At 40.4% G+C, this 20,917-nt stretch carries 22 protein-coding genes, 2 tRNA genes and 1 other RNA gene; 6 read left to right on the top strand and 19 right to left on the bottom strand.

Annotated elements, in window-relative coordinates; translation table 11 throughout:
* Positions 1–37 precede the first annotated feature (37 nt).
* The gene (locus AC1RM2_RS27190) at positions 38–565 is read left to right on the top strand and encodes a hypothetical protein (RefSeq protein WP_492988303.1); all 528 of its coding nucleotides are present in this window, start codon (positions 38–40) and stop codon (positions 563–565) included.
* Here the strand turns inward: AC1RM2_RS27190 and AC1RM2_RS27185 are convergent.
* The 5 genes from AC1RM2_RS27185 to AC1RM2_RS27165 all read right to left on the bottom strand — a co-directional run bounded on the left by AC1RM2_RS27185 (position 558) and on the right by AC1RM2_RS27165 (position 5,580).
* On the bottom strand, positions 558–1,208 hold the full coding sequence (locus tag AC1RM2_RS27185) for a carbohydrate-binding protein (RefSeq protein ID WP_492988302.1): 651 nt from the start codon (positions 1,206–1,208) through the stop codon (positions 558–560). The genes AC1RM2_RS27190 and AC1RM2_RS27185 overlap by 8 nt on opposite strands.
* Positions 1,209–1,320: 112 nt before the next feature.
* A complete protein-coding gene (locus tag AC1RM2_RS27180) occupies positions 1,321–2,028 on the bottom strand; it encodes a hypothetical protein (RefSeq protein WP_492988301.1) in 708 nt (235 codons plus the stop codon).
* A 10-nt stretch (positions 2,029–2,038) separates the two neighbouring features.
* Positions 2,039–2,914, bottom strand: coding sequence for an SIMPL domain-containing protein (locus AC1RM2_RS27175; protein ID WP_492988300.1), 876 nt, complete (start codon positions 2,912–2,914; stop codon positions 2,039–2,041).
* A 101-nt stretch (positions 2,915–3,015) separates the two neighbouring features.
* A complete protein-coding gene (locus AC1RM2_RS27170; protein ID WP_492988299.1) occupies positions 3,016–4,917 on the bottom strand; it encodes an OmpA family protein in 1,902 nt (633 codons plus the stop codon).
* 39 nt (positions 4,918–4,956) lie between these two features.
* The gene (locus AC1RM2_RS27165; RefSeq protein ID WP_492988298.1) at positions 4,957–5,580 is read right to left on the bottom strand and encodes a 7-carboxy-7-deazaguanine synthase QueE; all 624 of its coding nucleotides are present in this window, start codon (positions 5,578–5,580) and stop codon (positions 4,957–4,959) included.
* Positions 5,581–5,794: 214 nt separating this feature from the next.
* Between AC1RM2_RS27165 and AC1RM2_RS27160 the strand changes: the two genes are divergently transcribed.
* The 3 genes from AC1RM2_RS27160 to AC1RM2_RS27150 are packed head-to-tail and all read left to right on the top strand — an operon-like array spanning position 5,795 to position 7,617.
* Positions 5,795–6,559: a hypothetical protein gene (locus AC1RM2_RS27160; RefSeq protein WP_492988297.1), complete on the top strand. Its 765-nt coding sequence runs from the start codon at positions 5,795–5,797 to the stop codon at positions 6,557–6,559.
* A gap of 18 nt (positions 6,560–6,577) precedes the next feature.
* Positions 6,578–7,276, top strand: a complete 699-nt coding sequence (locus AC1RM2_RS27155) for a hypothetical protein (protein WP_492988296.1) — start codon at positions 6,578–6,580, stop codon at positions 7,274–7,276.
* Positions 7,277–7,278: 2 nt separating this feature from the next.
* Entirely contained in the window at positions 7,279–7,617 is a 339-nt protein-coding gene (locus tag AC1RM2_RS27150; RefSeq protein ID WP_492988295.1) for a Rieske (2Fe-2S) protein, read from the top strand.
* A gap of 122 nt (positions 7,618–7,739) precedes the next feature.
* Here the strand turns inward: AC1RM2_RS27150 and AC1RM2_RS27145 are convergent, their stop codons facing one another.
* The 4 genes from AC1RM2_RS27145 to AC1RM2_RS27130 form a co-directional block, all read right to left on the bottom strand.
* Positions 7,740–8,621: a bifunctional 5,10-methylenetetrahydrofolate dehydrogenase/5,10-methenyltetrahydrofolate cyclohydrolase gene (locus AC1RM2_RS27145; RefSeq protein ID WP_492988294.1), complete on the bottom strand. Its 882-nt coding sequence runs from the start codon at positions 8,619–8,621 to the stop codon at positions 7,740–7,742.
* Positions 8,622–8,720: 99 nt separating this feature from the next.
* Complete coding sequence (gene lepA, locus AC1RM2_RS27140; RefSeq protein WP_477358376.1) at positions 8,721–10,508, bottom strand: translation elongation factor 4; 1,788 nt, start codon at positions 10,506–10,508, stop codon at positions 8,721–8,723.
* Between the two features lie 100 nt (positions 10,509–10,608).
* Entirely contained in the window at positions 10,609–11,361 is a 753-nt protein-coding gene (locus AC1RM2_RS27135; protein ID WP_492988292.1) for a CPBP family intramembrane glutamic endopeptidase, read from the bottom strand.
* A gap of 4 nt (positions 11,362–11,365) precedes the next feature.
* Positions 11,366–11,908 (bottom strand): hypothetical protein, encoded by a 543-nt coding sequence (locus AC1RM2_RS27130; RefSeq protein WP_492988291.1) that lies wholly within the window; start codon positions 11,906–11,908, stop codon positions 11,366–11,368.
* An 82-nt stretch (positions 11,909–11,990) separates the two neighbouring features.
* Between AC1RM2_RS27130 and AC1RM2_RS27125 the strand changes: the two genes are divergently transcribed.
* Positions 11,991–12,857, top strand: a complete 867-nt coding sequence (locus AC1RM2_RS27125; RefSeq protein WP_492988290.1) for a fructosamine kinase family protein — start codon at positions 11,991–11,993, stop codon at positions 12,855–12,857.
* 1 nt (position 12,858) lies between these two features.
* Here AC1RM2_RS27125 and AC1RM2_RS27120 read toward each other — a convergent pair whose 3' ends face one another.
* The 10 genes from AC1RM2_RS27120 to AC1RM2_RS27075 form a co-directional block, all read right to left on the bottom strand.
* Positions 12,859–14,508, bottom strand: coding sequence for a hypothetical protein (locus tag AC1RM2_RS27120; protein WP_492988289.1), 1,650 nt, complete (start codon positions 14,506–14,508; stop codon positions 12,859–12,861).
* Between the two features lie 245 nt (positions 14,509–14,753).
* A complete protein-coding gene (locus tag AC1RM2_RS27115; protein ID WP_492988288.1) occupies positions 14,754–15,215 on the bottom strand; it encodes a hypothetical protein in 462 nt (153 codons plus the stop codon).
* A 145-nt stretch (positions 15,216–15,360) separates the two neighbouring features.
* A tRNA-Ser gene (locus AC1RM2_RS27110) sits at positions 15,361–15,443 on the bottom strand.
* A gap of 11 nt (positions 15,444–15,454) precedes the next feature.
* Positions 15,455–15,526: transfer RNA gene (locus AC1RM2_RS27105), tRNA-Phe, on the bottom strand.
* Positions 15,527–15,735: 209 nt separating this feature from the next.
* Positions 15,736–17,115, bottom strand: coding sequence for a sigma-54-dependent transcriptional regulator (locus AC1RM2_RS27100; protein ID WP_492988287.1), 1,380 nt, complete (start codon positions 17,113–17,115; stop codon positions 15,736–15,738).
* Positions 17,116–17,239: 124 nt separating this feature from the next.
* Positions 17,240–17,627, bottom strand: an RNA gene (gene rnpB, locus AC1RM2_RS27095) — RNase P RNA component class A.
* Between the two features lie 93 nt (positions 17,628–17,720).
* Entirely contained in the window at positions 17,721–18,137 is a 417-nt protein-coding gene (locus AC1RM2_RS27090) for a c-type cytochrome (RefSeq protein ID WP_492988286.1), read from the bottom strand.
* Positions 18,134–18,778: an SCO family protein gene (locus AC1RM2_RS27085; RefSeq protein WP_492988285.1), complete on the bottom strand. Its 645-nt coding sequence runs from the start codon at positions 18,776–18,778 to the stop codon at positions 18,134–18,136. The genes AC1RM2_RS27090 and AC1RM2_RS27085 overlap by 4 nt, the downstream gene beginning before the upstream one ends.
* On the bottom strand, positions 18,779–19,180 hold the full coding sequence (locus AC1RM2_RS27080) for a hypothetical protein (RefSeq protein WP_492988284.1): 402 nt from the start codon (positions 19,178–19,180) through the stop codon (positions 18,779–18,781).
* Positions 19,181–19,225: 45 nt separating this feature from the next.
* The gene (locus AC1RM2_RS27075; protein ID WP_492988283.1) at positions 19,226–19,693 is read right to left on the bottom strand and encodes a DinB family protein; all 468 of its coding nucleotides are present in this window, start codon (positions 19,691–19,693) and stop codon (positions 19,226–19,228) included.
* Between the two features lie 398 nt (positions 19,694–20,091).
* Between AC1RM2_RS27075 and AC1RM2_RS27070 the strand changes: the two genes are divergently transcribed.
* Positions 20,092–20,917: glycoside hydrolase family 1 protein (locus AC1RM2_RS27070; protein ID WP_492988282.1), on the top strand; the 826-nt coding region annotated here is incomplete at its 3' end.

The raw sequence follows: 20,917 nt of genomic DNA, 5'->3' as shown, positions 1-20,917 counted from the left end.
GCTCAATATCCTAACATGTATTTTTAATCGCAATTATGTGCGGCCACAGCTAAAGGACGTCGCTTTTGATGTCGCCAAGCAGATGAATGAAAGATATCCCGGTACGGTTATAAATTATTTGGATGCCAGTTTTCCGTTTATCAATAAGTTTCCGTTATTCCCTCACCTAAGCCACAATGATGGTAAAAAGCTTGATTTTGCCTTTTGTTATATCGACAGCAAAACATCAAAAGCTACAAACCTTGCGCCATCGCCCGTAGGCTATGGCATTAGCGAAACCCCACAGCCTGATGAAATAAATACGGCTGCTTTTTGCAGCAAACAGGGCTATTGGCAGTATAGTTTCCTGATGAAGATCGTCCCTCAAAAAAACAAAGCGAATTTTATATTTGATGGCAACCGTACCAAAAATTTGGTCGAAATACTTGCCTCAGAAAAATCAATAGGTAAAATATTCATTGAACCCCATTTAAAGACAAGGCTAAAGTTAACAACCCCCAAAATAAGGTTTCATGGATGCAGGGCTGTGAGACATGACGATCATATTCATGTGCAGCTTATCTAAAATCAAGATAATCCAGGTTCATATTACCATTAGCAACAATATGAAGTTTTAGCACATGTACACCTTTGGTTAAATTTATTGAGCCGATAGAGTTTGATCCGTTCCAATGATGCCATTGCCGCCACGCGGTTGTATCCTGATCATTGTGGGTTGATGCTATTTTCATGGGACCGGTAGCATCTTTACCATCAACATCTATAGAGATAGCGCCATCGCCATTGGATGTATATAAAATGCCGATAGCATAAGTTCCTGATTTGGTTACCTTAACGGTGTAGTTGATCCATTCGCCAGGTTGTGTCCAGCCAACATAAAATTTGTTCATGTCGCGTGGCACCTTATTGTACGGGTTATCATCAATATGGTCGTGGGCTTTGGTATACGATATATCAACACCCTCTTTCATCCTGAACTCATTTAAAAAAGTTCCGTTGGCAGGGTTAAGCTTGCCGCTGCCGTTATTGGTGCTGTCGCTGTCATGATAGGCTACACCCTCGCCACCGGTATTATAAAATTCGCACTCCAGCCTGCCAGGTAGTTCCTGCATTTTATTTTGCCAGGGTTTGCCGGCATCAGTTTGCTTAAATGTAAAGGCATAGCAAAAAAATGCCATACCGAATAAGGCCAATAAAATGGTTTTCATGGTTGAGGTTATAATTGGTTGGCCTAAGGTAGGTACTAAATTGATAAACAGCTAAATAAATTTGCCGGCTTAAAGCAGGAAAATTTGTGGGATCAAATTTGCAGAATGATATTTAACGCCCGGCTTTCTTTAATCTTTTTATCGGTTTTAACCTATAAAATGCACCATCATGATACTTGTATACACCGTCGGTATCGCCTGATATTACTTTTGGATGTTTTAAATACCAGGTTTGATGGTTTTGATAAACGCTGGTCTTGCAAACTGTTTTGATCTTTAATATTTTATCGCTCAAGTTTATCTCGCAATTACAATTTGTCGTGGTAGTTTTTTGTTCGCGATCTATTCGGGCTTCATAATGTTCGTCATTTTCGTTGTGGTGTTTTTGTGATGGATCATTCCAATCCTGAAACTCATTATGGCGTTCAATTTCGATATATGAATGATTTTTCAGGTTCAATATATATTGGTTTTCTGTAGACCATGTTGAGTTTTTTGTACTCCCGGCGCGCCTGCCACTAAACAAAACAAATGACCCGTTTTGTTCGAAATAATTTAAATCATTTATATCACATGGCAATTGATATACAATCCATGTCCCCTGGTCTTTTTCAAGGAGCAAGGCGAGGTCTTGTTTTTTGTTTATCGATAACAATATATTGCCATTTTCAAAGGTTAATGGCTCGTTAAAATCTAAATTTCTTTTTTCATCACCTATGGTATCAATAGCATCTAATTTCTGGAATTCAATTTTCTCCTTTTTTTGTGCACCAGCCTGCCGGCAAATAAATAGCAGTGCTACAACAGCGAATATCCTCATCAGCAGGGCGTTACTTAGCGTTTATTATTTGGAATTTTATCTGCAATCCTATCCCAAATTCAACTGCAGGTTCGGTAACTGCGGGATTGATTACCGTATCATATCCTGAGTAATTTATCTTATCGTAATAAACTGTATTGTCGTTTCTTAAGTCCTTCCGTATTACGCCATAGTCGGCATTTACAGTACCGGTACTCTCTGAAGTGTATGTTTTGTAAAGCTGAGTAGGGTAGTAGCTGTATAACTCTTGAGCATAAATTTGGGAAGCGACTTTAATTTTTGTGTTTGTTACTTTTATATATTCTTCCTTTTTTTGATCGATTACTTTTGTTGCCAATTCAAATAATTGCCTGTTAATTTTATCCAGGTCGGTTACAATATAATCCACCTTTACCAAATCATATATTTGAAACCTGGAGGCTTCCGTTAGCATCTTATCTAAATAGCTGATATTTTTAAACTTGATTATTACGTTTTTTTTTATCTCGAACCCTTTGATGTATTGTTGGGCAATCTTCCCTTTAATATTGTAATCAAAAAACTTATTTTGCGTGGTCATATCAATATATACATCATCTGGCGATATATTAAGTTTATCTAAGGCTGCCTTAAAACTTAAAATCCTTTTTGTGATCTTTTCATTGGCCTGTTTAATTGTTCCGGCAGAGTCGGCCAAACCAAATGTTGCAACATAGTTATCAGCAATTACATTAATTAATACATTGGCTTCTAAAATAAAAGTGGAATCGGATAAATAAACTTTATGATTAATGGCCGGCCTTAACTGGCGACTTGAATTATCACCATAAATAATATTGCCACTGTGCTGGGCAAATAGCAATGTTGTTGCACTGATTAGCAAAACAGTTAAATAAAAAAATTTCACGTGATTGGTTTTAAGTTAAATGAAAATAATCATTGGTGCTTTGACTATTGCCCCTATAGATAGTTTAAACTTTAGGTAAATAATATTCAAAAAGAATGTACCTATTTCGCGATAATCATAAACTCTGTTCTTCTGTTTTTGGCTTTGTTTTCATCGGTGGTATTTGGCGCAATAGGCTGGGTTTCGCCATAGCCTTTATAAACAAGGCGGCCGGCCAGTATGCTGTTGGTAATAAGATATTGGTAGACAGATTTCGCCCTGTTTTCTGATAACGTTTGATTAAACTGAACCGCGCCTACGTTATCTGTATGGCCTGATATTTCGATATGAACAGTTGGGTTTACATTTAAGAATTCGACAAGCTTTAATAATTCTGCTTTCGAGTCGCTCTGCAGGTCGAACTTATTTGTATCAAAGAAAATGTTTTTCAGAATTACCTTATTGCCAACCTCGATGGGGGATAACAATGCTTTAATATGAAAAGGTTTCTGCTCTTTGTAACCAACCAGCGAGAAATTATCTGAATAAAACAAATAACCGCTTTTTGAAATATTCAATCCGTAATTTTTGCCCGATGTAATAGTTGCCAAAAAGTCGCCCTCGTTGGCACTGCTGTAGTCCTGGTAAACAGGCGTGTTATTTTGTAAATCAATAATTTCAACGGCGGCTTCCAGCGGCTCATGGGTTTTTATGTCGTTTACATTGCCTTTTACATAAGTTACAATATGTGGTCTTAAACTTGCGGGCAGTTCAAATGTATAAATGTCATACCCTCCAAAGCCATTAAGGTTATCTGAAGCAAAAAAGGCGTAGTTACCGTAAGCAGTAAGTGTAAGGCCGTTTTCATCGCCATTGGTATTAATAGGATAGCCCAGGTTTTGAGGTTTTTGCCACTTGCCATCTTTGCCAAGCCTGCTTACAAATAAATCTTTGTTGCCTAAGCCCGGCCAGCCGTTTGAGCAAAAATAAAAAGTACTGTCATCGGCATGGATAAACGGCGATTGCTCATCATAGGAGGTATTGATATTTGGCCCCATATTTTCGGGTTCGCCCCAGCCTTTATCTGTCAGGGACGATTTCCATATATCGTACCCGCCGTATCCTCCTTTTTTATTGCTAACAAAATATAACGTGCGTCCATCGGCACTGATGGATGGCTGTGATTCCCAGCCCGAGGTATTTATCGGCGGGCTCAGGTCAAAAGGTTTGCCCCAATCATCGCCCCTTTTTTGTGCGATATAAATGTCACAGCGGCCACGGCCGTCGGGGCGGTTACAGCCTGTAAAAAAAAGATATTTACCATCCTGCGATATGGATTGCGCACCCTCATTATATTGATCGGTGTTAATGCGGTTGCTCAGGTAAGTGGCTGTATCCCATTTGCCGTTTACTTTCAGGCTTTTATAAAAATCTTCATTTTTGTTTATTTTACGGGTAAAAATGAGCATGCTTTCGTCCGCAGTAGCTACCGGCAGGTACTCGTCATCGGCAGTATTGATATTTGCGCCCATATTAATTGGTTTAAAGGGCACGGGATGTTGTAAGGCTTGAATGCTAAATTTTGTATCGGCTATAAGTTTTTGGGCCAACGCATTATTTTGAGGAGTTAAATCGGGATAGGTGAGGTATTTTTCGAGGTGTTGTTGTGCCTGCAGGTATTTAGCTTCAAAAATTTCTGTTTCGCCAATTCGAAGATAAATAGAGCGGTTAAACTCGGGATTTAACTGGATCACCTTAAGGTATTGTTCAATTGCCTGCTTATAAAGGTGCCGCATCTTTAATACATCGGCAAGCTGGGCATGGGCCTCAACAAACTTCGAATCTTCGGCGATAGCCTTTTGCAGGTTTTCAATAGCATCATCGTAGTAATGCTCATCAAGGTTTTGACCAGCCTGGGCAAAATATTTTATTGCCTCACTATTTTTGGTGGAGTATTGCCTTTGCTGAGAAAACACAGCAATAGAAAAGAACAAAAACAGGGCAAAGACTATTACAACTCTCATCTGTTACAATACGATAATTTATATCGTAAGTTACAAATATTACGGAATATTAAGGTATTTATGCGTTTGCAACGAAATTTCCCATTGGGGATTGTTCATTACATAGTCAACAATAAGCGGGATCATTTCTTTTGATTTTGACCACTCGGGTTGTAAATACAATTTACAATCAGGCGATACCATTTTGGCGTGATACTCGGCCCATTCAAAGTCCGATTTGTTAAACACAATTACCTTTAACTCATGAGCATGTTCGGCAACTTGTGGTGTTGGTGCTTTGAATTTTTTTGGCGATAGACAAATCCAATCCCAATCGCCTGACAGCTGGTATGCGCCTGATGTTTCGATAAAGGTTTTTATTCCCCGGTCATGTAATTGTGTGGTTAAATAATCGAGATTATAAATGAGTGGCTCGCCGCCGGTTACCACTACAGCTTTTGAAGGATGTACTGAGGCGTTGGCAACAATCTGATCGGCAGCGGTAAGCGGATGTAGTTCTGCATCCCAACTTTCCTTTACATCGCACCAATGGCAGCCAACATCACAGCCGCCAAGGCGGATAAAATAAGCTGCCTTGCCGGTGTTGTATCCTTCGCCCTGTATCGTATAAAACTCTTCCATTAAAGGAAGCAGCGTGCCATCATCTGGAATTTGGTGTGCCATAATATTTTGCAAAAGTACCTAAATAAGCCGAAAGCATGAAGCTGAATGGTAAACGCAGGGTAAAACGTTTACATGTTTTAAACACCCGGCACAAGGTTGTTAGTACTTATTGTCAAATAAGCAATATTTAAGTGCCTGTATCACTGCAATAATTGGTTTTGAATTGTAAATTAGCGTCATGAAATCATAATTAATTTATAAAACAATTGTCGCCATGAAAAAACTGTACGTTCCAATTATCTTTTTGGCTTTGTTATGTTTTAGCTCATGCGTTGACATTGAAGAGCATTATGACTTTAAAAGCGACGGCAGCTGTAACGTTGCGTATGGCTTCGACATGAGCAAAGCTGTTTCGGTGTTGGTAAACCTCGTGTCCGATTCGTTGAAACAAACACCACAGTTCAGTTTGGTTAAGGATACTACGCTTAATTTTTACAGTGCTATGCCAGATAGTACCCAGCAAAAAATGAATGCCGCCGAAACTGAACTGGCAAAAAGCAGCGACCTTACCGTAAATATGAACCTGAAGAAGAGTATTATGAAGGTTGCTATTAATCATAAAGCCAAAGATGCTGCCGACCTTAAATATTACCTTCAAAACGTATCTAAAATAGCACTGAATAGTCAAATCAGCGGCCTATCAACAGGGGAAAAAAACAGTAAAACCCTTGATGCCAAACAAATGGTTGCAGGGCAGGACTATTACTCGTACGAGATTACGCCACACCGCTTTTACCGCATAGTTGATAAAATAAAATTTAACGCTTTTTTAAAGAAAACAAAATCAACCTTTATGATGGCAAAAGCCATGCTGATAGATATGCCTTACAAGGTGGTGTTAAATTTTGCAAAACCGATAAAAAAACTCAATAACCCTAAAGCCGTACTCTCGGCCGACAGGCGAAGCATCACCCTGGTAACAAATATGGACGAGGTGATTAAAAATCCCTCGGTTATGAATTTGAAGATCGATTTTTAAGACCGGTATTTTACATCCATGGAATCTGAGCTGGATTTGCTGATTGAATTGCTTGAAACAGAAAAGCAATCGCTCGAGTCGCTGATAAAAGAAAATCTTACGGAACATGAATACTTAAATGTCCACCATTATGGTGAAGCATTAATGAGGGTTAATGGTCAATTATATCTGTTTAATTGTTTTAAAGATCCTTTTTATGAGCGCGAGCAGCGACTTGAAAGGATGCTAAATCAGGATAAGATTGATGATAGCCCCTTTTTAAAGTCATTTTGGGAAAAAACAATAGCCGATGAAAAAGAAGAAATTAAAAAATTAAGAAATCAAACAGGAAATTATTTTAATGATACCCAGGAAATAGACGATGCTTTATTTGAGCTTTTGGCTGGTAAGTTAAATAGATTCCGTCTTAGGTTTTCTCATAGAGGAGGGCCTTTTTATCTTGAGTTTAAAATGGAAGATGAGCGGTTTTTAAATATTTCGACAGAATTAAGCGGTTTAGTAAATGATGATGATCCTGATGATTTGGAGTCAAATCAATTTCATTTATTCAGGAATTTAGGGTTTAAGTTAAGGGATGGGAACAACATGTTGGTTTATCGATATGATATGTACGGCGCGAAAGATGCGATAGCCATTAAAACAATGTTATCCAGAATTGTATATGATATTGGCTATTATGGCGATGAACGGCAAGCTAAACTGGAATATTTTGAATAACTATGAACTGGTATAAAATCTCCGAAATAAAAAATACTCCTGAACCATTCATAAAAAAAGTTAAAGCCGGAAATAGAAGCATTTGCCTGGTGGGCTTTGAGGGTAAGATTTACGCAACTGCTATTAACTGTCCACATGCCGGGTTTGACCTAAGCCAGGGTTTGTGCGTTAAAGGAAAGATTGTTTGCCCTTATCATCGTTACACATATAACCTAATTACCGGCAAGGGTGGGGAGGGGCAGAATGACTTTTTGGAAACCTATGCTGTAGATATAAGGGGCGACGATATTTACGTTGGTATTAATTCTTTTTGGGATAAGGTGAAGCAGATGTTTAAGTGATAGGTTGAATGGGTTGGATTCAACAGTTTAATTAAGGGAGATATTATTACGGCTAACTTAACCTAATCAACTCAATCCAGCTTAATCTAACTTACCCGCCTAACTTACTCAACCCAATCAACCTAACTATACACTTCTTTATTGGCCGAAGCTAAAGTGTTTTTCAGTAGCCCGATAATGGTCATTAAGCCAACACCACCTGGTACAGGGGTAATCCACGAGGCTTTAGGAGCCACATTTTCAAAATCAACGTCGCCATAAAGTTTAAAGCCAGATTTTGTTAGGGCTGATGTTTCGCGGTTCATGCCAACATCAATAACCACAACGCCTTCTTTTACCATATCGGCAGTGATGAAATTCTTTTTACCGATGGCTACAATCAAAATGTCGGCATCTAAAGTAAATTTCCTGATATCCGGTGTACGGCTATGGCAAATAGTTACTGTGCAATTGCCCGGAGTAGTATTCCGCGCCATTAAGATACTCATGGGCGAGCCAACTATGTTACTACGGCCAACAACTACGCAATGCTTACCGGCGGTTTCAATGCCATATTCTTTCAGCATTAATGTGATGCCATACGGTGTAGCCGGGATAAATGACGGCAGGTTGCGCTGCATCCGGCCCAGATTTACCGGGTGAAATCCATCCACATCTTTCCTATGGTCGATACGTTCTGTTACTTTCTCAGGGTCAATATGCTTGGGCAACGGGAGCTGCACAATGATGCCATCTATATCGGCGTCAGCATTTAATTCCTCTACTTTTTTTAGCAGTTCATCTTCGGTAACATTATCTTCAAAACGCACCAGGGTCGATTTAAAACCAACCTTTTCGCAATTTTTAATTTTACTGGCTACATAAGTTTCGCTGCCGCCATCATGGCCAACCAAAACTGCAACCAAATGTGGCTGCCTGCCGGTTTCGTCTAATATTTTAGCCGCTGCTTCGGCTATTTCAACCTTAAGTTTTTCTGATACGTATTTTCCGTCGAGTAATTGCATTTTAGATAGAATCAAGAAGTAAGAGTCAAGAACCAAGAATAAAAAATCAAGTTGATGTTATCTTGGCTCTTGATTCTTGACTCTTGATTCTCTTTAAATTTAATCAAGTTTCAAAACCGCCATAAATGCCGATTGAGGTATCTCTACGTTACCTACCTGGCGCATGCGTTTTTTACCTTTTTTCTGTTTTTCCAATAATTTACGTTTACGGGAAATATCACCGCCATAACATTTGGCAGTAACATCTTTACGTAACGCTTTCACCGTTTCGCGGGCGATGATCTTGGCACCTATCGAGGCTTGCACAATAATTTCAAACTGCTGGCGCGGAATAAGTTCTTTCAGCTTCTCGCAAATCTTTTTACCAAAGTCGTACGAGTTGCCCCTGAATATCAATGACGACAAAGCATCAACCGGCTCGGCATTTAAACGGATATCCAAACGCACTAAATCAGACCGGCGGTAACCTATCTGGTGATAGTCAAACGAGGCGTAGCCCTTTGATATGGTTTTCAACTTGTCGTAAAAATCAAATACAATTTCGCCCATTGGTAATTCAAATATCAACTCAACGCGATCTGAAGTTAAATACGACTGGTTAACGATAGAGCCACGTTTTTGGATACAAAGCGACATTACCGGCCCAACGTAGTCGGATTTGGTGATGATGGTAGCTTTAATGTATGGCTCCTCAACATAATCAATTCTGCTTGGATCGGGCAGGTCTGATGGGTTGTTAACAATGATGGGATCACCTTTGGTGGTATAAGCGATGTATGATACGTTGGGAACTGTGGTAATCACCGTCATATCAAACTCGCGCTCCAACCGTTCCTGGATAATCTCCATGTGCAGCATGCCGAGGAAACCGCATCGGAAACCGAAACCTAAAGCCGCCGATGACTCCGGTTCAAAAACCAGTGATGCATCATTTAACTGCAGTTTAGCCATTGATTCGCGCAATTCTTCGTATTCGTCGGTGTCAACAGGGTAAATACCGGCAAAAACCATTGGTTTTACTTCTTCAAAACCCTGGATGCCGCTTTCGCATGGGCGGTCAACCCGGGTTATCGTATCGCCAACTTTAACCTCGCGCGCTTCTTTAATACCAGATATAATATAACCTACGTCGCCCGTTTTAATAACGTCGCGGGGCGACTGTTTTAGCTTTAAGGTACCAACCTCATCAGCAATATATTGCTTTTCGGTAGCAAAGAATTTTACTTTATCATTTTTGCGAATCTCGCCATTTACCACTTTAAAGTAAGCAACAATACCGCGGAAAGAATTATAAACCGAATCGAAGATCAAAGCCTGCAAAGGAGCTTCAGGATCGCCGACAGGGGCGGGGACGCGTTCAACAATGGCCCGTAAAATATCGTGTACCCCCATACCTGTTTTACCCGATGCTGCCAGAATTTCTTCGCGTTTGCAACCTATTAACTCAACAATCTGGTCTTTAACCTCCTCGGGCATAGCGCCGGGAAGATCCATTTTATTGAGTACCGGGATAATTTCCAGGTCGTTTTCCAAAGCAAGGTACAAGTTGGATATGGTTTGGGCCTGGATGCCTTGCGCCGCATCGACAATAAGCAAAGCGCCTTCGCAGGCAGCTATCGACCGTGATACTTCGTATGAAAAATCTACGTGGCCGGGAGTATCTATCAGGTTAAGGATATATTTCTGCCCGTTAAGCTCATAATCCATCTGGATGGCATGGCTTTTTATAGTAATACCCCGCTCGCGTTCCAAATCCATATCGTCAAGCAATTGTGCCTGCGATTCGCGTTGGGTTATAGTGTTAGTGTATTCTAATAACCTATCGGCAAGTGTGCTTTTGCCGTGGTCGATGTGCGCGATGATACAAAAATTACGAATATGCTCCATTGAACCGCAAAAATAGCTTTTTAGGATGATAAATTGGCAGGCTGTTTTTTATTTACTGTTATGTTAGTTATGTACTACCTAAATATACTGTAACAATATGTTATAGCAATTCAAATAAACAAGCCGTTAAGTTAAAACAGAAATGAAAAAATATGCCATACCAAATGGTGTTTTCGCGGATACGCATACGTCCGATAAATAATGCGAAAGGAATAAGCCAAAAAAGCGAAACAAAGCTCAGGTGTATTATTGCAAACAAGAAGGCCGAAACGTAAATAGCCTGCTCGTTGTCGGCAACTTTTAATAAAACCTGCAACAAATATCCTCTGAAACCCAATTCTTCAAATAAAGCGGGTAATACAGCAGTAAAAAATATGACCAGGAAGATAGCACCGTAGCTGCCGGCAAAAAACGAGTAGTAATGTTCTTCTTTAGAAAAAATGGTAATGTTTAACCATCCCACCGAATAATGTACCACGAACGAACCTAACATGGCTAAACCGCAATAGGCCGACAGTTTTTGTATCGAAAAATTAGGCCATCGTAAAACCTGTTTATTTTCGGCCCAATTGTAAGCAAAAAAAATAACGGCAGTGCCTGCAATAATTACCTCAATAACCAGGCTCCATCCAAGAGATTTAAAAATATCAACAAAATTACCTAACGAACATACGATAATGTATATGGCATAGAAAATAGCAGCCTGCTGAAGCAATAGCCATTTATTTGCAGACGTAGCAATTTGAGTGGCCTGGGCAGAGCCACAATTGTTACAAAACCGTGTTTGCGACAAAATCAAAGCCCCGCACTTGATGCAGGGCTTCTTATCAGCTAATCCTTCAATGTCTAACAATGGATCAGGCTAAGTGGTTATCCTTTTTTATTTTTTCGATGTCAATGGCCGATTTGATTCCTTTTATCAGGTATCCAATAATGGCTATTTTAAAAATGATACCCCTGGCAATATTAACGGGATCGTCAATAGCAAGCAAAATCTGAACAATTACGTAAAGGCTTAAGCCCGAAATTAAACAAGCCAGGGGCTTTTTTGCACTGTAGGCACCTAATATTAAAAAAAGTACAGCTAAAATAAAAATAGGGATTACTATAGCAAGTACTTCAGGATCATCCTTACTGAGGAAAAAGTTAACAAAACCGCTTATCACAAAAATGCCCGCTAAGTAGTATAATGACATGCCAGCATTTTTAAGCTTCTTGTTAAGATCGGCCAGATCAATATCATTGAAATCTTGCTGGGTTACAAAGTTCTTTTGCTCAAGTTCGGTGCCTTTTAAAGGATATCCGCAATTGGTGCAAAAAACATCCTCGGCTTCGGGTTTTGAATGACAATAGGTACAAAGCTCTGTTTGTATTACTGGTGCAGATACAGAATTTTCCATTTAATTTAAATTGTGATTAAGGAGAGTCCAATATAATTATAGAAATTCAATTTTTAATAATTATTGTAAAAAAGCATATAGGATGCATAACGTTAAAGATATTATTCAGGCAATTGAAAATGAGCTTGACGCAAAAATTTTGAATATTATGCCTTTAAGTGGGGGTAGCATAAACCAGGTTTATCGCCTGCAAACTGCTCATGAAAGCTTCGTTCTTAAGGTTAATAACCGCTTTGATTTCCCCGGTATGTTCAGGCTGGAAGCAGATGGCCTGGAAACTATCCGGGATACCCAGACCATCGCCGTTCCGGTTGTATTGTTACAGGGAGAAACAGATGAGGATAGCTATTTAGTACTGCAATGGGTAGACACCGGAGATCGCACCACAAAATCGTCGCAAAGACTGGGCGAGCAGCTTGCCCAAATGCATATGCATACAGCTATTAAATTTGGTTTTAAAACGGATAACTACATGGGCTCGCTTACCCAAAGCAATAGGCAACATGACAGCTGGAGCAGTTTTTTTATAGAGGAGCGGCTAAAAACCATGGTGCAAACTGTTTTAAAAAAAGGCAGGTTAACTAATCAGGATGCATTGTTATTTGAAAAGCTATATCAAATTATCCCAGGTATTTTTACCGAAGAGCCGCCGGCATTGGTACATGGTGACCTGTGGAGTGGTAATTATTTAATCGGCACAGGGGAAAAACCATACCTGATAGATCCGGCGGTTAGTTATTGTAACAGGGAATTTGATATCGCCATGACCACCTTGTTTGGCGGTTTCGACGAGACTTTTTACGATGCCTATCAAGTAAACTATCCGTTGCAAGCCGATTGGCAACGGCGGCTTAAACTATGGAACCTTTACCCTTTGCTGGTTCATGTTAACCTTTTTGGAGGTGGGTATACCCACCAGGTCCGTGAGTGCTTAGCTTACTTTGTTTAATTTATTGGTTAACACCCTCAATAAACATAGGCGTTTCCGTCACGTTCACGGTTACTTTACCGGCTACGGTTGCAACCTGGCTTTTTACTGCTGTAGACAGGCCTGTTTTTAAATTGTAAATATTTGCTTTTAAGGTTCCCAAATTAAGGGTGTAAGTTCCAGCGCGCCCCTTCGAATCGGGAATCGTCAATACATACATTGCTTTTTTACCATTTACATATTTGTCTACCAAGGGGTCGCTATTAATAGTCGATTTATAGGTGTAGTTACCCATTAATGTATTGGTTTGCAATATAAAATCGGCGGCGGGCCTGCGTTTACCGTTTTCTGACAGGCCAGCGGTAGCATATTGAACACTGCTAAAGGGTTTATCATCCTGCAGCTGGTAATAAAATACCCTTTTAATGCCGTGCCTGATATACAATAATGATGTTCTCAGTATCCAATCGCCTTGCGTATCCAGGGCCGATTTATTACCGATATAAATAGCTTTCTGGTAACTGTATTGGTTTATATCATACCCCGACTCGGTAACCCAAACTTCCGGTGGTTTGCTTAATGAATTAGATAGTTTTACAAACGAATCTGCAATCTGGCCGGCCATTGAAAGTTCGGGTGCAACGCCTGTTGTAGCGCGCTCGCGTTTAAGGATGTCGCCGTTATTGTTATAAAAATGGTAATTGATCACATCAAAACATAAGTTGATGCTGCCATCTGCACGGTAGCCGCGGTTAGTTTTGCACCAGTTTATCATTCGTTGTACAAAGTTAACATCACAGCTTGCAAGGCCGCCCATTACTACCTGCATGGCAGGATCGGCTGTTTTTACACCTGCATTGGGGCCGAGTTTTTCTTTATTGCCATCATAAAAGGCCGACATGTTGGCTGCATACTCTTCCGGGCTTTGCTGCGCGGCCGGGCCTTTCCACCATTTATCGCGTTCGTTATCGCACTCAATATATTTGATAAGGCCCATCCCGATTTTAACAATATTAATCTCGTCATTATTCCAGCGTGGGCGGCTATCTACTTTTACCAAAGCTTTATTTACAGCCGTGTTATATCCATATCTTGCTGCAAACTGGAATGCGGTCCGCGCCTGATCGGCGTATGATGCCGGATCGCTTTTGTCCAAACCGTATGGCGCGGGTACGTTTTCATTGCCGCGCATTCCGGTAGGGTAGGTGGCCTCCATCCAGTTGGGGCAATTTTTAAGATCGGCAAGTACCAAAATGCCATCTTGTTTACAACGCGTGTACATTACGTCGTAATCCCAGCTACCGCTGTTTGTGGGGTTATAGGTGTAATTTCCTTTGGTGTTTTCCAGCTTATTCCAGTTCATATAATGCCGTACCGAACTAAACGATTTAATGACAGCCATGTTGGCTTCGTAAATAGTATGGTGCAGGTTAATGTCTGCCGGGTCCTGTAAAAAATTCCATTCGTAGGCATTAATACCAAACATGTTTTTTAAGGCTACGGCATTGGGGCTTGCAGAGTTATCGCCAAGTGTAAGTTTATTTATCTTCACGCTGTCCCTTATAGCTAAAGGCGTACCCCCTTTTTTATTTTTTTCGGCATGGCAGTTGCCAAAAAATGAAGTAATACCAACAAGGAGCATTAAATACTTGTAATGAAATAATATATTCATCCTTTTTGTCGATTTTTCGCCAATAAGCTACGCATTTAAGTTTAAATTAATTAAGGGTGGGGGATTGTAATGTTTACGACTTGTGTATCTTCAAAGTTGCATAGTTCAACATTGTACCGTTCTTAAAAATATAAAGCATTAATTATCAGGATATTTAAATCATCAGGCGTGGTATTTTAATAGTATCGAAATAAATAAGGCCGAAATGTGTTCCGGCCTTTTATTTCAATAATTAAAGTTAGGGGTTATTTAACTTTAACATAAGTTTCAATAATAATATGGTCTATTTTCAGGCTGTCTATTTTTTCAATGCCGCTTTGTATAAGGGTATCTCCCTTAAATTGAACGGTAAATTTGAAATCCCTGTTTTCCCACTCACGGGCATCGCAATAGGCCAGGTGTTCAGCATAATCATTCCCGGTAAGGGTATAGGTACCGCTACCAGAACTATAAACAGGTTTGGCTGTTTTGCCATGCATCAGATCATGAGTAAAGAAGGCGAAATTAGTTGCATTAAAAATTTTAACCATTTCTTCGTCTTTTGATGGGGTAGTTGTCACTGTATCGCCCTTAGTTATACTTTTGCTGTTGATCAAATGCCAGGTACCGATAAGCGACTGATCAGGCTTAGGCTCAGATTTGGTTTCTTTTTGATTGCAGGATGATAAAATAGCTGTGCAAATAAATGCAAGGTAATAAAGCTTCATAATGGTAGTTGGTTTGCACAATATTACCATTTTAAGGCGAACAAAACCAATAAGTATTTGCGGTAGATATAGGAATCGAACCCTGCGCTTGCACGCCGCTACGGTTTTCAAGACCGCTTGTCCCCATGGACGCTATCTACCCAGGCAGAAGATATTGGATTCGAACCAATGCAAGTATTACCTTGTACAGTTTAGCAAACTGCTGCCTTACCACTCGGCCAATCTTCTTTTTTAAATTGTGGTAAAGGCTGGGATCGAACCAGCGGCCTGCACACCTTCAATGTGCCACTCTACCTCTGAGTTACTTTACCAAAACAAAAAGCCCCATATCATCTGATACAGGGCTTTTATATTATATATTTTTAGGTATATAGCTATTCCCTGACCGATTTTTCAATCGAACTAAAGAAATTACTAAATGACCTGTTTAAATTCATAACGCAAAGGTAGCGATTTTTTTTAGTTACTCAAAAAAAATAATTCACCACGGCAAACCGCTAACAGGCTGAAGTTTAATTTGTTATTCTCCCCGTTTTAAGCCGAACTTTTCAATCTTACTATACAAGTGACTACGCTGAATATCAATATCATCGGCAGTTTTTGATACATTCCAATTGTTTTTTTCCAGCTTGAATTTAATGTATTCCCGCTCGGCAAAATCCTTATACTCCTGGAAATTATTGAACTGGTCGAAATCAGTTTGGGGTGCTGCATGGCTATCTGCTATTGCAGCAGCTGGTGCCGATGGATTGGCAAATGCCCGTACGTCGTTGTCAGTAATGGTTTTATCACTTAAAATTATCAAACGCTCAACCATGTTCCGCAACTCACGGATGTTTCCTGTCCATGGTAATGCTTTAAGGGCATCAAGGGCCGCGTCCGATATCTTTTTAACCGGCATGCCGTACTCATTACATATCTCATCAAGGAAACTTTGGGTAAGTAATGCAATATCATCCTTCCTGTCAACCAATGGCGGTACGTGGATTAATATAACGCTAAGGCGATGGTAAAGGTCCATTCGGAAGTTGCCGGCTTCAATTTCTTTCAATAAATCTTTGTTGGTAGCTGCTACAACACGTACATCAACATCAATTTCTTTTTCGCCGCCTACACGCGTAATCTTGCTTTCTTGTAAGGCGCGCAATACTTTGGCCTGGGCCGATTGGCTCATGTCGCCTATTTCATCAAGGAAAAGTGTTCCACCGTTTGCTGATTCAAATTTACCTATCCGTTGTTTAATTGCCGATGTAAATGAGCCTTTCTCGTGTCCAAATAATTCGCTCTCAATTAATTCAGACGGGATGGCGGCGCAGTTAACTTCGATGATGGGCGCATTTGAGCGGTGCGATTTTTCATGCAGCCAGCGGGCCACCAATTCTTTACCGCTGCCGTTTGCACCGGTAACCAGTACGCGGGCATCAGTTGGGGCAACACGGTCAATAGTTTCTTTTATTTTAAGAATGGCCTGTGAATTACCTAATATAGGGCGAACCTTGGATACTTTCCGTTTTAATACTTTGGCTTCAACAACCAAGCTTCCGCGATCGAGCGCGTTACGTACCGTAATAAGCAGGCGGTTTAAATCAGGTGGTTTTGATATAAAGTCAAAGGCGCCTTTTTTACTGGCTTCAACGGCTGTTTCAACGGTGCCGTGACCGCTTATCATGATAAAAGGCAAATCGGGCTTTAGCGCCAAACCCTCGGTAAGCACTTCCATGCCATCCATCCGGTTCATTTTTATATCGCAAAGCACCAGGTCAAAATCTTTCTTTTCAATCAGTTGCAGGCCGTCAACGCCGTTATCTACATCCTCAACGTCATAATCTTCATATTCCAGAATTTCACGTAAAGTGCTGCGTATCGCCCGTTCGTCATCAATAATTAAAATTTTTGCCATGTTTTATATATGTAATAGGTAGTAATAGTTCTGTCGCTAATATATAGATTTGTATAGAAAAACAAACACTTTTTGCTTGTAACAAAAAATAACCCCTTCCTGTTTGCAGGAAAGGGTTATATAATTCAGCAGCAAATCTGTAAGCCGGGTTCTGTATTGCCCCTAAAGGCAACTTCTATCATTAATCTGGCCCTGCCATTGCTGACAGGTTTAAACAACCTACCCATCTTAACGTCACCAACAAGTTGGTGAGCGGGAGCGAGCAGCCCCACTTTCAAGACCTATTTGGTTTTTCAACTCCTGAGGTTTACCGTCATCTCCGGTCGCCCGGAAAAGCCGTGAGCTCTTACCTCACGTTTTCACCCTTACCCCGGTTTGCACCGTGGCGGTATTTTCTCTGTGGCACTTTGCTGTCGCCGGCTGCCGGCGCCTTCCCGTTAGGAAGCAGGATGCTCTGTGTTGCCCGGACTTTCCTCCGCTAATAAATTAGCAGCGATAGAACGTTTTGCAGATGTAAAGGTAGCAGTTTTAGTTCATAGTTGATGGTTCATAGTTCATAGTCTGACCAGGAATCTATTGTTTAGATAACGTGCAGAGCCAATTATCTATTTACATTTCTCCAAATCGCCCTGAACCTGCTGCAAGTTTATGGTGCCTAATTTATTACCAAATGAGTTGGTAACGTAAGTAAGAACCTTAGCAATTTCGATAGGAGCGAGGCTATCAACCGGCATTTCGCCCTCAAAAATTTTGTTATTGATGCTGATTTTTCCTTTCAGCCCATTTTTAAGAAAACATGCTAAAACGTTTTTATTCTTTTTTAGAAAAACTGAATCTGTAAGTGGTGGTATCAAGGCTTGCAGGCCTTCGCCCTTGTTGCCGTGGCAATTGGCGCAATGTGCCAGGTAAATGGCACTCCCGCCAGAATAATAGCGGTTAAATTCAATCTGCCCGTCGTTCTGGCATGAAAAAATCACTACTGTCAACAATAATAAAATACTACCTGTTACTTTGAATTTCATTTGGTAACGGCTTGTTCTGGTTCGGCCTTCAATATTTTTATGTCGGCTATTAATTTATCTACCTCTTTGGGGTCGGTACCCTCGTAGGTACCGCGAATGCGCTTTTGTTTATCTATAAGTATAAAAAAACCATCGTGAATGTACTGACCGGCGGGATTTTTTTCCTGTACGGTTTGCAGATAGCTTTTGGCAATAGTGTAAGTGCTGCCTTTATCGCCATGCAAAAGCCACCAGTTGTTACCGCTTAGCCCCATTTTATCGGCATAGCGTTTAAGTACCGGAACAGTATCATATTTAGGGTCGATGGTGTGTGATATGATCCGGAAATTATCATCGGCCTTAAACTCTTTATACACATTGAGCATGTTGCGGTGCATTACCGGGCAAATAGAAGGGCAGGTGGTAAAAAAGAAATCGGCCACATAAATTTTGCCTTCCAGGCTTTTCTGCGTAATGGTATCGCCATATTGGTTCACAAATTTAAAATCGGGAATAGTAGCGTAGGCTGTATCCACAACCGATTTGCCATCTACCGTTTTGGTTACAGGCTCGCGGTTGCCTAAAATAGGCAGTTTGCTTTGTTTATTGTTACAGGCATTTAACACCGATAATACGATAACGCCCAAAATTAACTTGCGCATTTATTTTTTATTTGGGGTAAGATATTTGTCAGATTCGGTTATAGCATTGCTGATTTGAACGTCAATAGCCGCAATTTTCTTTTTTTGATCACTTAGGTAATCAATAATTTCCTGGTGCGATTTGCCTTTGTTTTCCACATCAAAATTATGCATCCAGTCGCTCATGGCGCCATCGGCATTATCAACCAGTTTAAGGCACACCTTAGCCGAATCGTTAATGTCGGGTACGTTTTTAACCAGGCTATCCAGCAACATTTTGTTTTTCATCAAGTGCTCGTCATTGGCCATTACCTTGTCATGCACGGCAATAACGCTATCTAACAGCAATTTTTCCTGTTTTTTATTATCCGCACATCCCAGTAAAATGGTAAGGCTTAATACAATCCCGATATATTTTTTCATGGTTGCGTTTTGTATTGGCAAATATTGTAAATAAACCCATTAATGTTAGCTATTTAGTTGCCTTAAATAATAAACATAGTCGGTAATTGGTAAGGTTTCGGCACCGCTAAGTTTCAATTGCTGGCCGGCCTGCGCCCGGGTGTGCGTACCATGATTAATTACGTGAATAAGAATGTCGGTTACCGAGGTTTGGTTACTGCCCAATGCGTTTTGGTATATGATAACCCTGCTCAAATCCTCTTCGGTAATTCGATCCAGAAAACCAAGCCACTCTTCATTATATTCGTTTACCAGGTGGGTACAATGTTCAATGGTATAATCCTTTGGCCATAATTCGGTGTTGGGGTAAGGCTCCACATCATTTACCCTATCCAGCCAACGCCGTTCGGCAGCAAGCAAATGCGACATCAACTTTATAGGGCCCCTGGGATTGCCTGCTTCTGCAATTGCTTTTAATAAAGCATGGTTAGCGAAGTGGCCGTAATTGAACATTTTTATAAAATAGTTTTTCATATAACACGAATGTCTCGAATTAAGGCGAATTTCACGAATTATAAAAGCACGGTTTATAATTTAAATAGTGCTCCATCCGCGCTAACCGCCCTGATTAGCGAAATTCGATTCAATTGGTGAAATTCGTGTCCATTCAATTCGAGACATTCGTGTTCATAAATCAGTGTTTAACAATTTGATAATATAGTTGTTACAATTACAATATATCTACATGGTACCTTTAGTCAACTAAAAAACAAGGTTATGAAATTCATCAATGTGTTTTCAAGGCTTATCAGCGGTATAAGGGAGTGGATGATGTTAAAAAGTATGAAATCATCGTTCATTCATTAATATTGAAACTTTATACCCCACTTTCGTAAATATTATTGCAATTTTGGACCCTCGTAGTCCATTTAATGAAATCCACTCCACAGCATACAGCTCTGAACAGAGAACTTTTTGGCCCCGATTTTAATTGGGGCGTATCTACTGCCGCTTTCCAGATTGAGGGCGCCCATGATGCAGATGGCAAGGGCCTATCTGTTTGGGATAATTTTACAGAAAAAAAAGGTAAGATATTAAATGCCGATCATGCCCGTGATGCCTGCGATTTTTACAACAGGTACGAAGAAGACATCGACCTGATAAAAAAGTTAAACATCCCAAATTTTCGCTTCTCTATATCCTGGACACGTTTGTTGCCCGATGGTACCGGCAGGGTTAACCAGGCAGGAATTGATTATTATAACCGCGTTATTGATTATTGCCTTGAGCAGGGGATAGAGCCTTGGGTAACTGTTTACCACTGGGATTTACCGTTAGTACTTGAGCAAAAAGGAGGGTGGGCCAATCGTGAGGTTATTACCTGGTTTAGCGAATTTACTACCTTATGTGCGCAAAGTTTTGGCGACCGCGTAAAATACTGGATGGTAATGAACGAGCCTGTTGTTTTTACGGGAGCAGGCTATTTTTTTGGTATTCATGCACCAGGCCGTAGTGGTATCCGGAGTTTTACATCGGTAATACACCACGTTGTTTTAAGCATTGTTGCCGGGGCAAGGATATTGCGCGACTTATTACCCGATGCGCAAATTGGTAATACATTTTCGTGTTCGCTGGTAGAGCCATTGACAGATAAACCACGTGATGTGGCAGCGGCAGTTAGGGTTGACGCTCTGATAAATCGTCTTTTCATCGAACCGCTATTAGGGCTGGGTTACCCAATTAAGGATTTGCCTGTTT

The organism is Mucilaginibacter sp. GW822-FHT03E02, from assembly GCF_058801545.1.
Note: the sequence above shows the minus strand (reverse complement) of the source record. Positions and strands in the feature narration are given on the sequence as shown.

Bases quoted from the DNA above. Each gene is read 5' to 3' on its own strand.
- AC1RM2_RS27150 (WP_492988295.1), top strand. From the start codon at position 7,279: ATGAACTGGTATAAAATCTCCGAAATAAAAAATACTCCTGAACCATTC.
- AC1RM2_RS27145 (WP_492988294.1), bottom strand. From the start codon at position 8,621: ATGCAATTACTCGACGGAAAATACGTATCAGAAAAACTTAAGGTTGAA.
- AC1RM2_RS27085 (WP_492988285.1), bottom strand. From the start codon at position 18,778: ATGCGCAAGTTAATTTTGGGCGTTATCGTATTATCGGTGTTAAATGCC.
- AC1RM2_RS27120 (WP_492988289.1), bottom strand. From the start codon at position 14,508: ATGAATATATTATTTCATTACAAGTATTTAATGCTCCTTGTTGGTATT.
- AC1RM2_RS27160 (WP_492988297.1), top strand. From the start codon at position 5,795: ATGAAAAAACTGTACGTTCCAATTATCTTTTTGGCTTTGTTATGTTTT.
- AC1RM2_RS27170 (WP_492988299.1), bottom strand. From the start codon at position 4,917: ATGAGAGTTGTAATAGTCTTTGCCCTGTTTTTGTTCTTTTCTATTGCT.
- AC1RM2_RS27090 (WP_492988286.1), bottom strand. From the start codon at position 18,137: ATGAAATTCAAAGTAACAGGTAGTATTTTATTATTGTTGACAGTAGTG.
- AC1RM2_RS27075 (WP_492988283.1), bottom strand. From the start codon at position 19,693: ATGAAAAACTATTTTATAAAAATGTTCAATTACGGCCACTTCGCTAAC.
- lepA (WP_477358376.1), bottom strand. From the start codon at position 10,508: ATGGAGCATATTCGTAATTTTTGTATCATCGCGCACATCGACCACGGC.
- AC1RM2_RS27130 (WP_492988291.1), bottom strand. From the start codon at position 11,908: ATGGAAAATTCTGTATCTGCACCAGTAATACAAACAGAGCTTTGTACC.
- AC1RM2_RS27080 (WP_492988284.1), bottom strand. From the start codon at position 19,180: ATGAAAAAATATATCGGGATTGTATTAAGCCTTACCATTTTACTGGGA.
- AC1RM2_RS27100 (WP_492988287.1), bottom strand. From the start codon at position 17,115: ATGGCAAAAATTTTAATTATTGATGACGAACGGGCGATACGCAGCACT.
- AC1RM2_RS27165 (WP_492988298.1), bottom strand. From the start codon at position 5,580: ATGGCACACCAAATTCCAGATGATGGCACGCTGCTTCCTTTAATGGAA.
- AC1RM2_RS27155 (WP_492988296.1), top strand. From the start codon at position 6,578: ATGGAATCTGAGCTGGATTTGCTGATTGAATTGCTTGAAACAGAAAAG.
- AC1RM2_RS27180 (WP_492988301.1), bottom strand. From the start codon at position 2,028: ATGAGGATATTCGCTGTTGTAGCACTGCTATTTATTTGCCGGCAGGCT.
- AC1RM2_RS27185 (WP_492988302.1), bottom strand. From the start codon at position 1,208: ATGAAAACCATTTTATTGGCCTTATTCGGTATGGCATTTTTTTGCTAT.
- AC1RM2_RS27125 (WP_492988290.1), top strand. From the start codon at position 11,991: ATGCATAACGTTAAAGATATTATTCAGGCAATTGAAAATGAGCTTGAC.
- AC1RM2_RS27115 (WP_492988288.1), bottom strand. From the start codon at position 15,215: ATGAAGCTTTATTACCTTGCATTTATTTGCACAGCTATTTTATCATCC.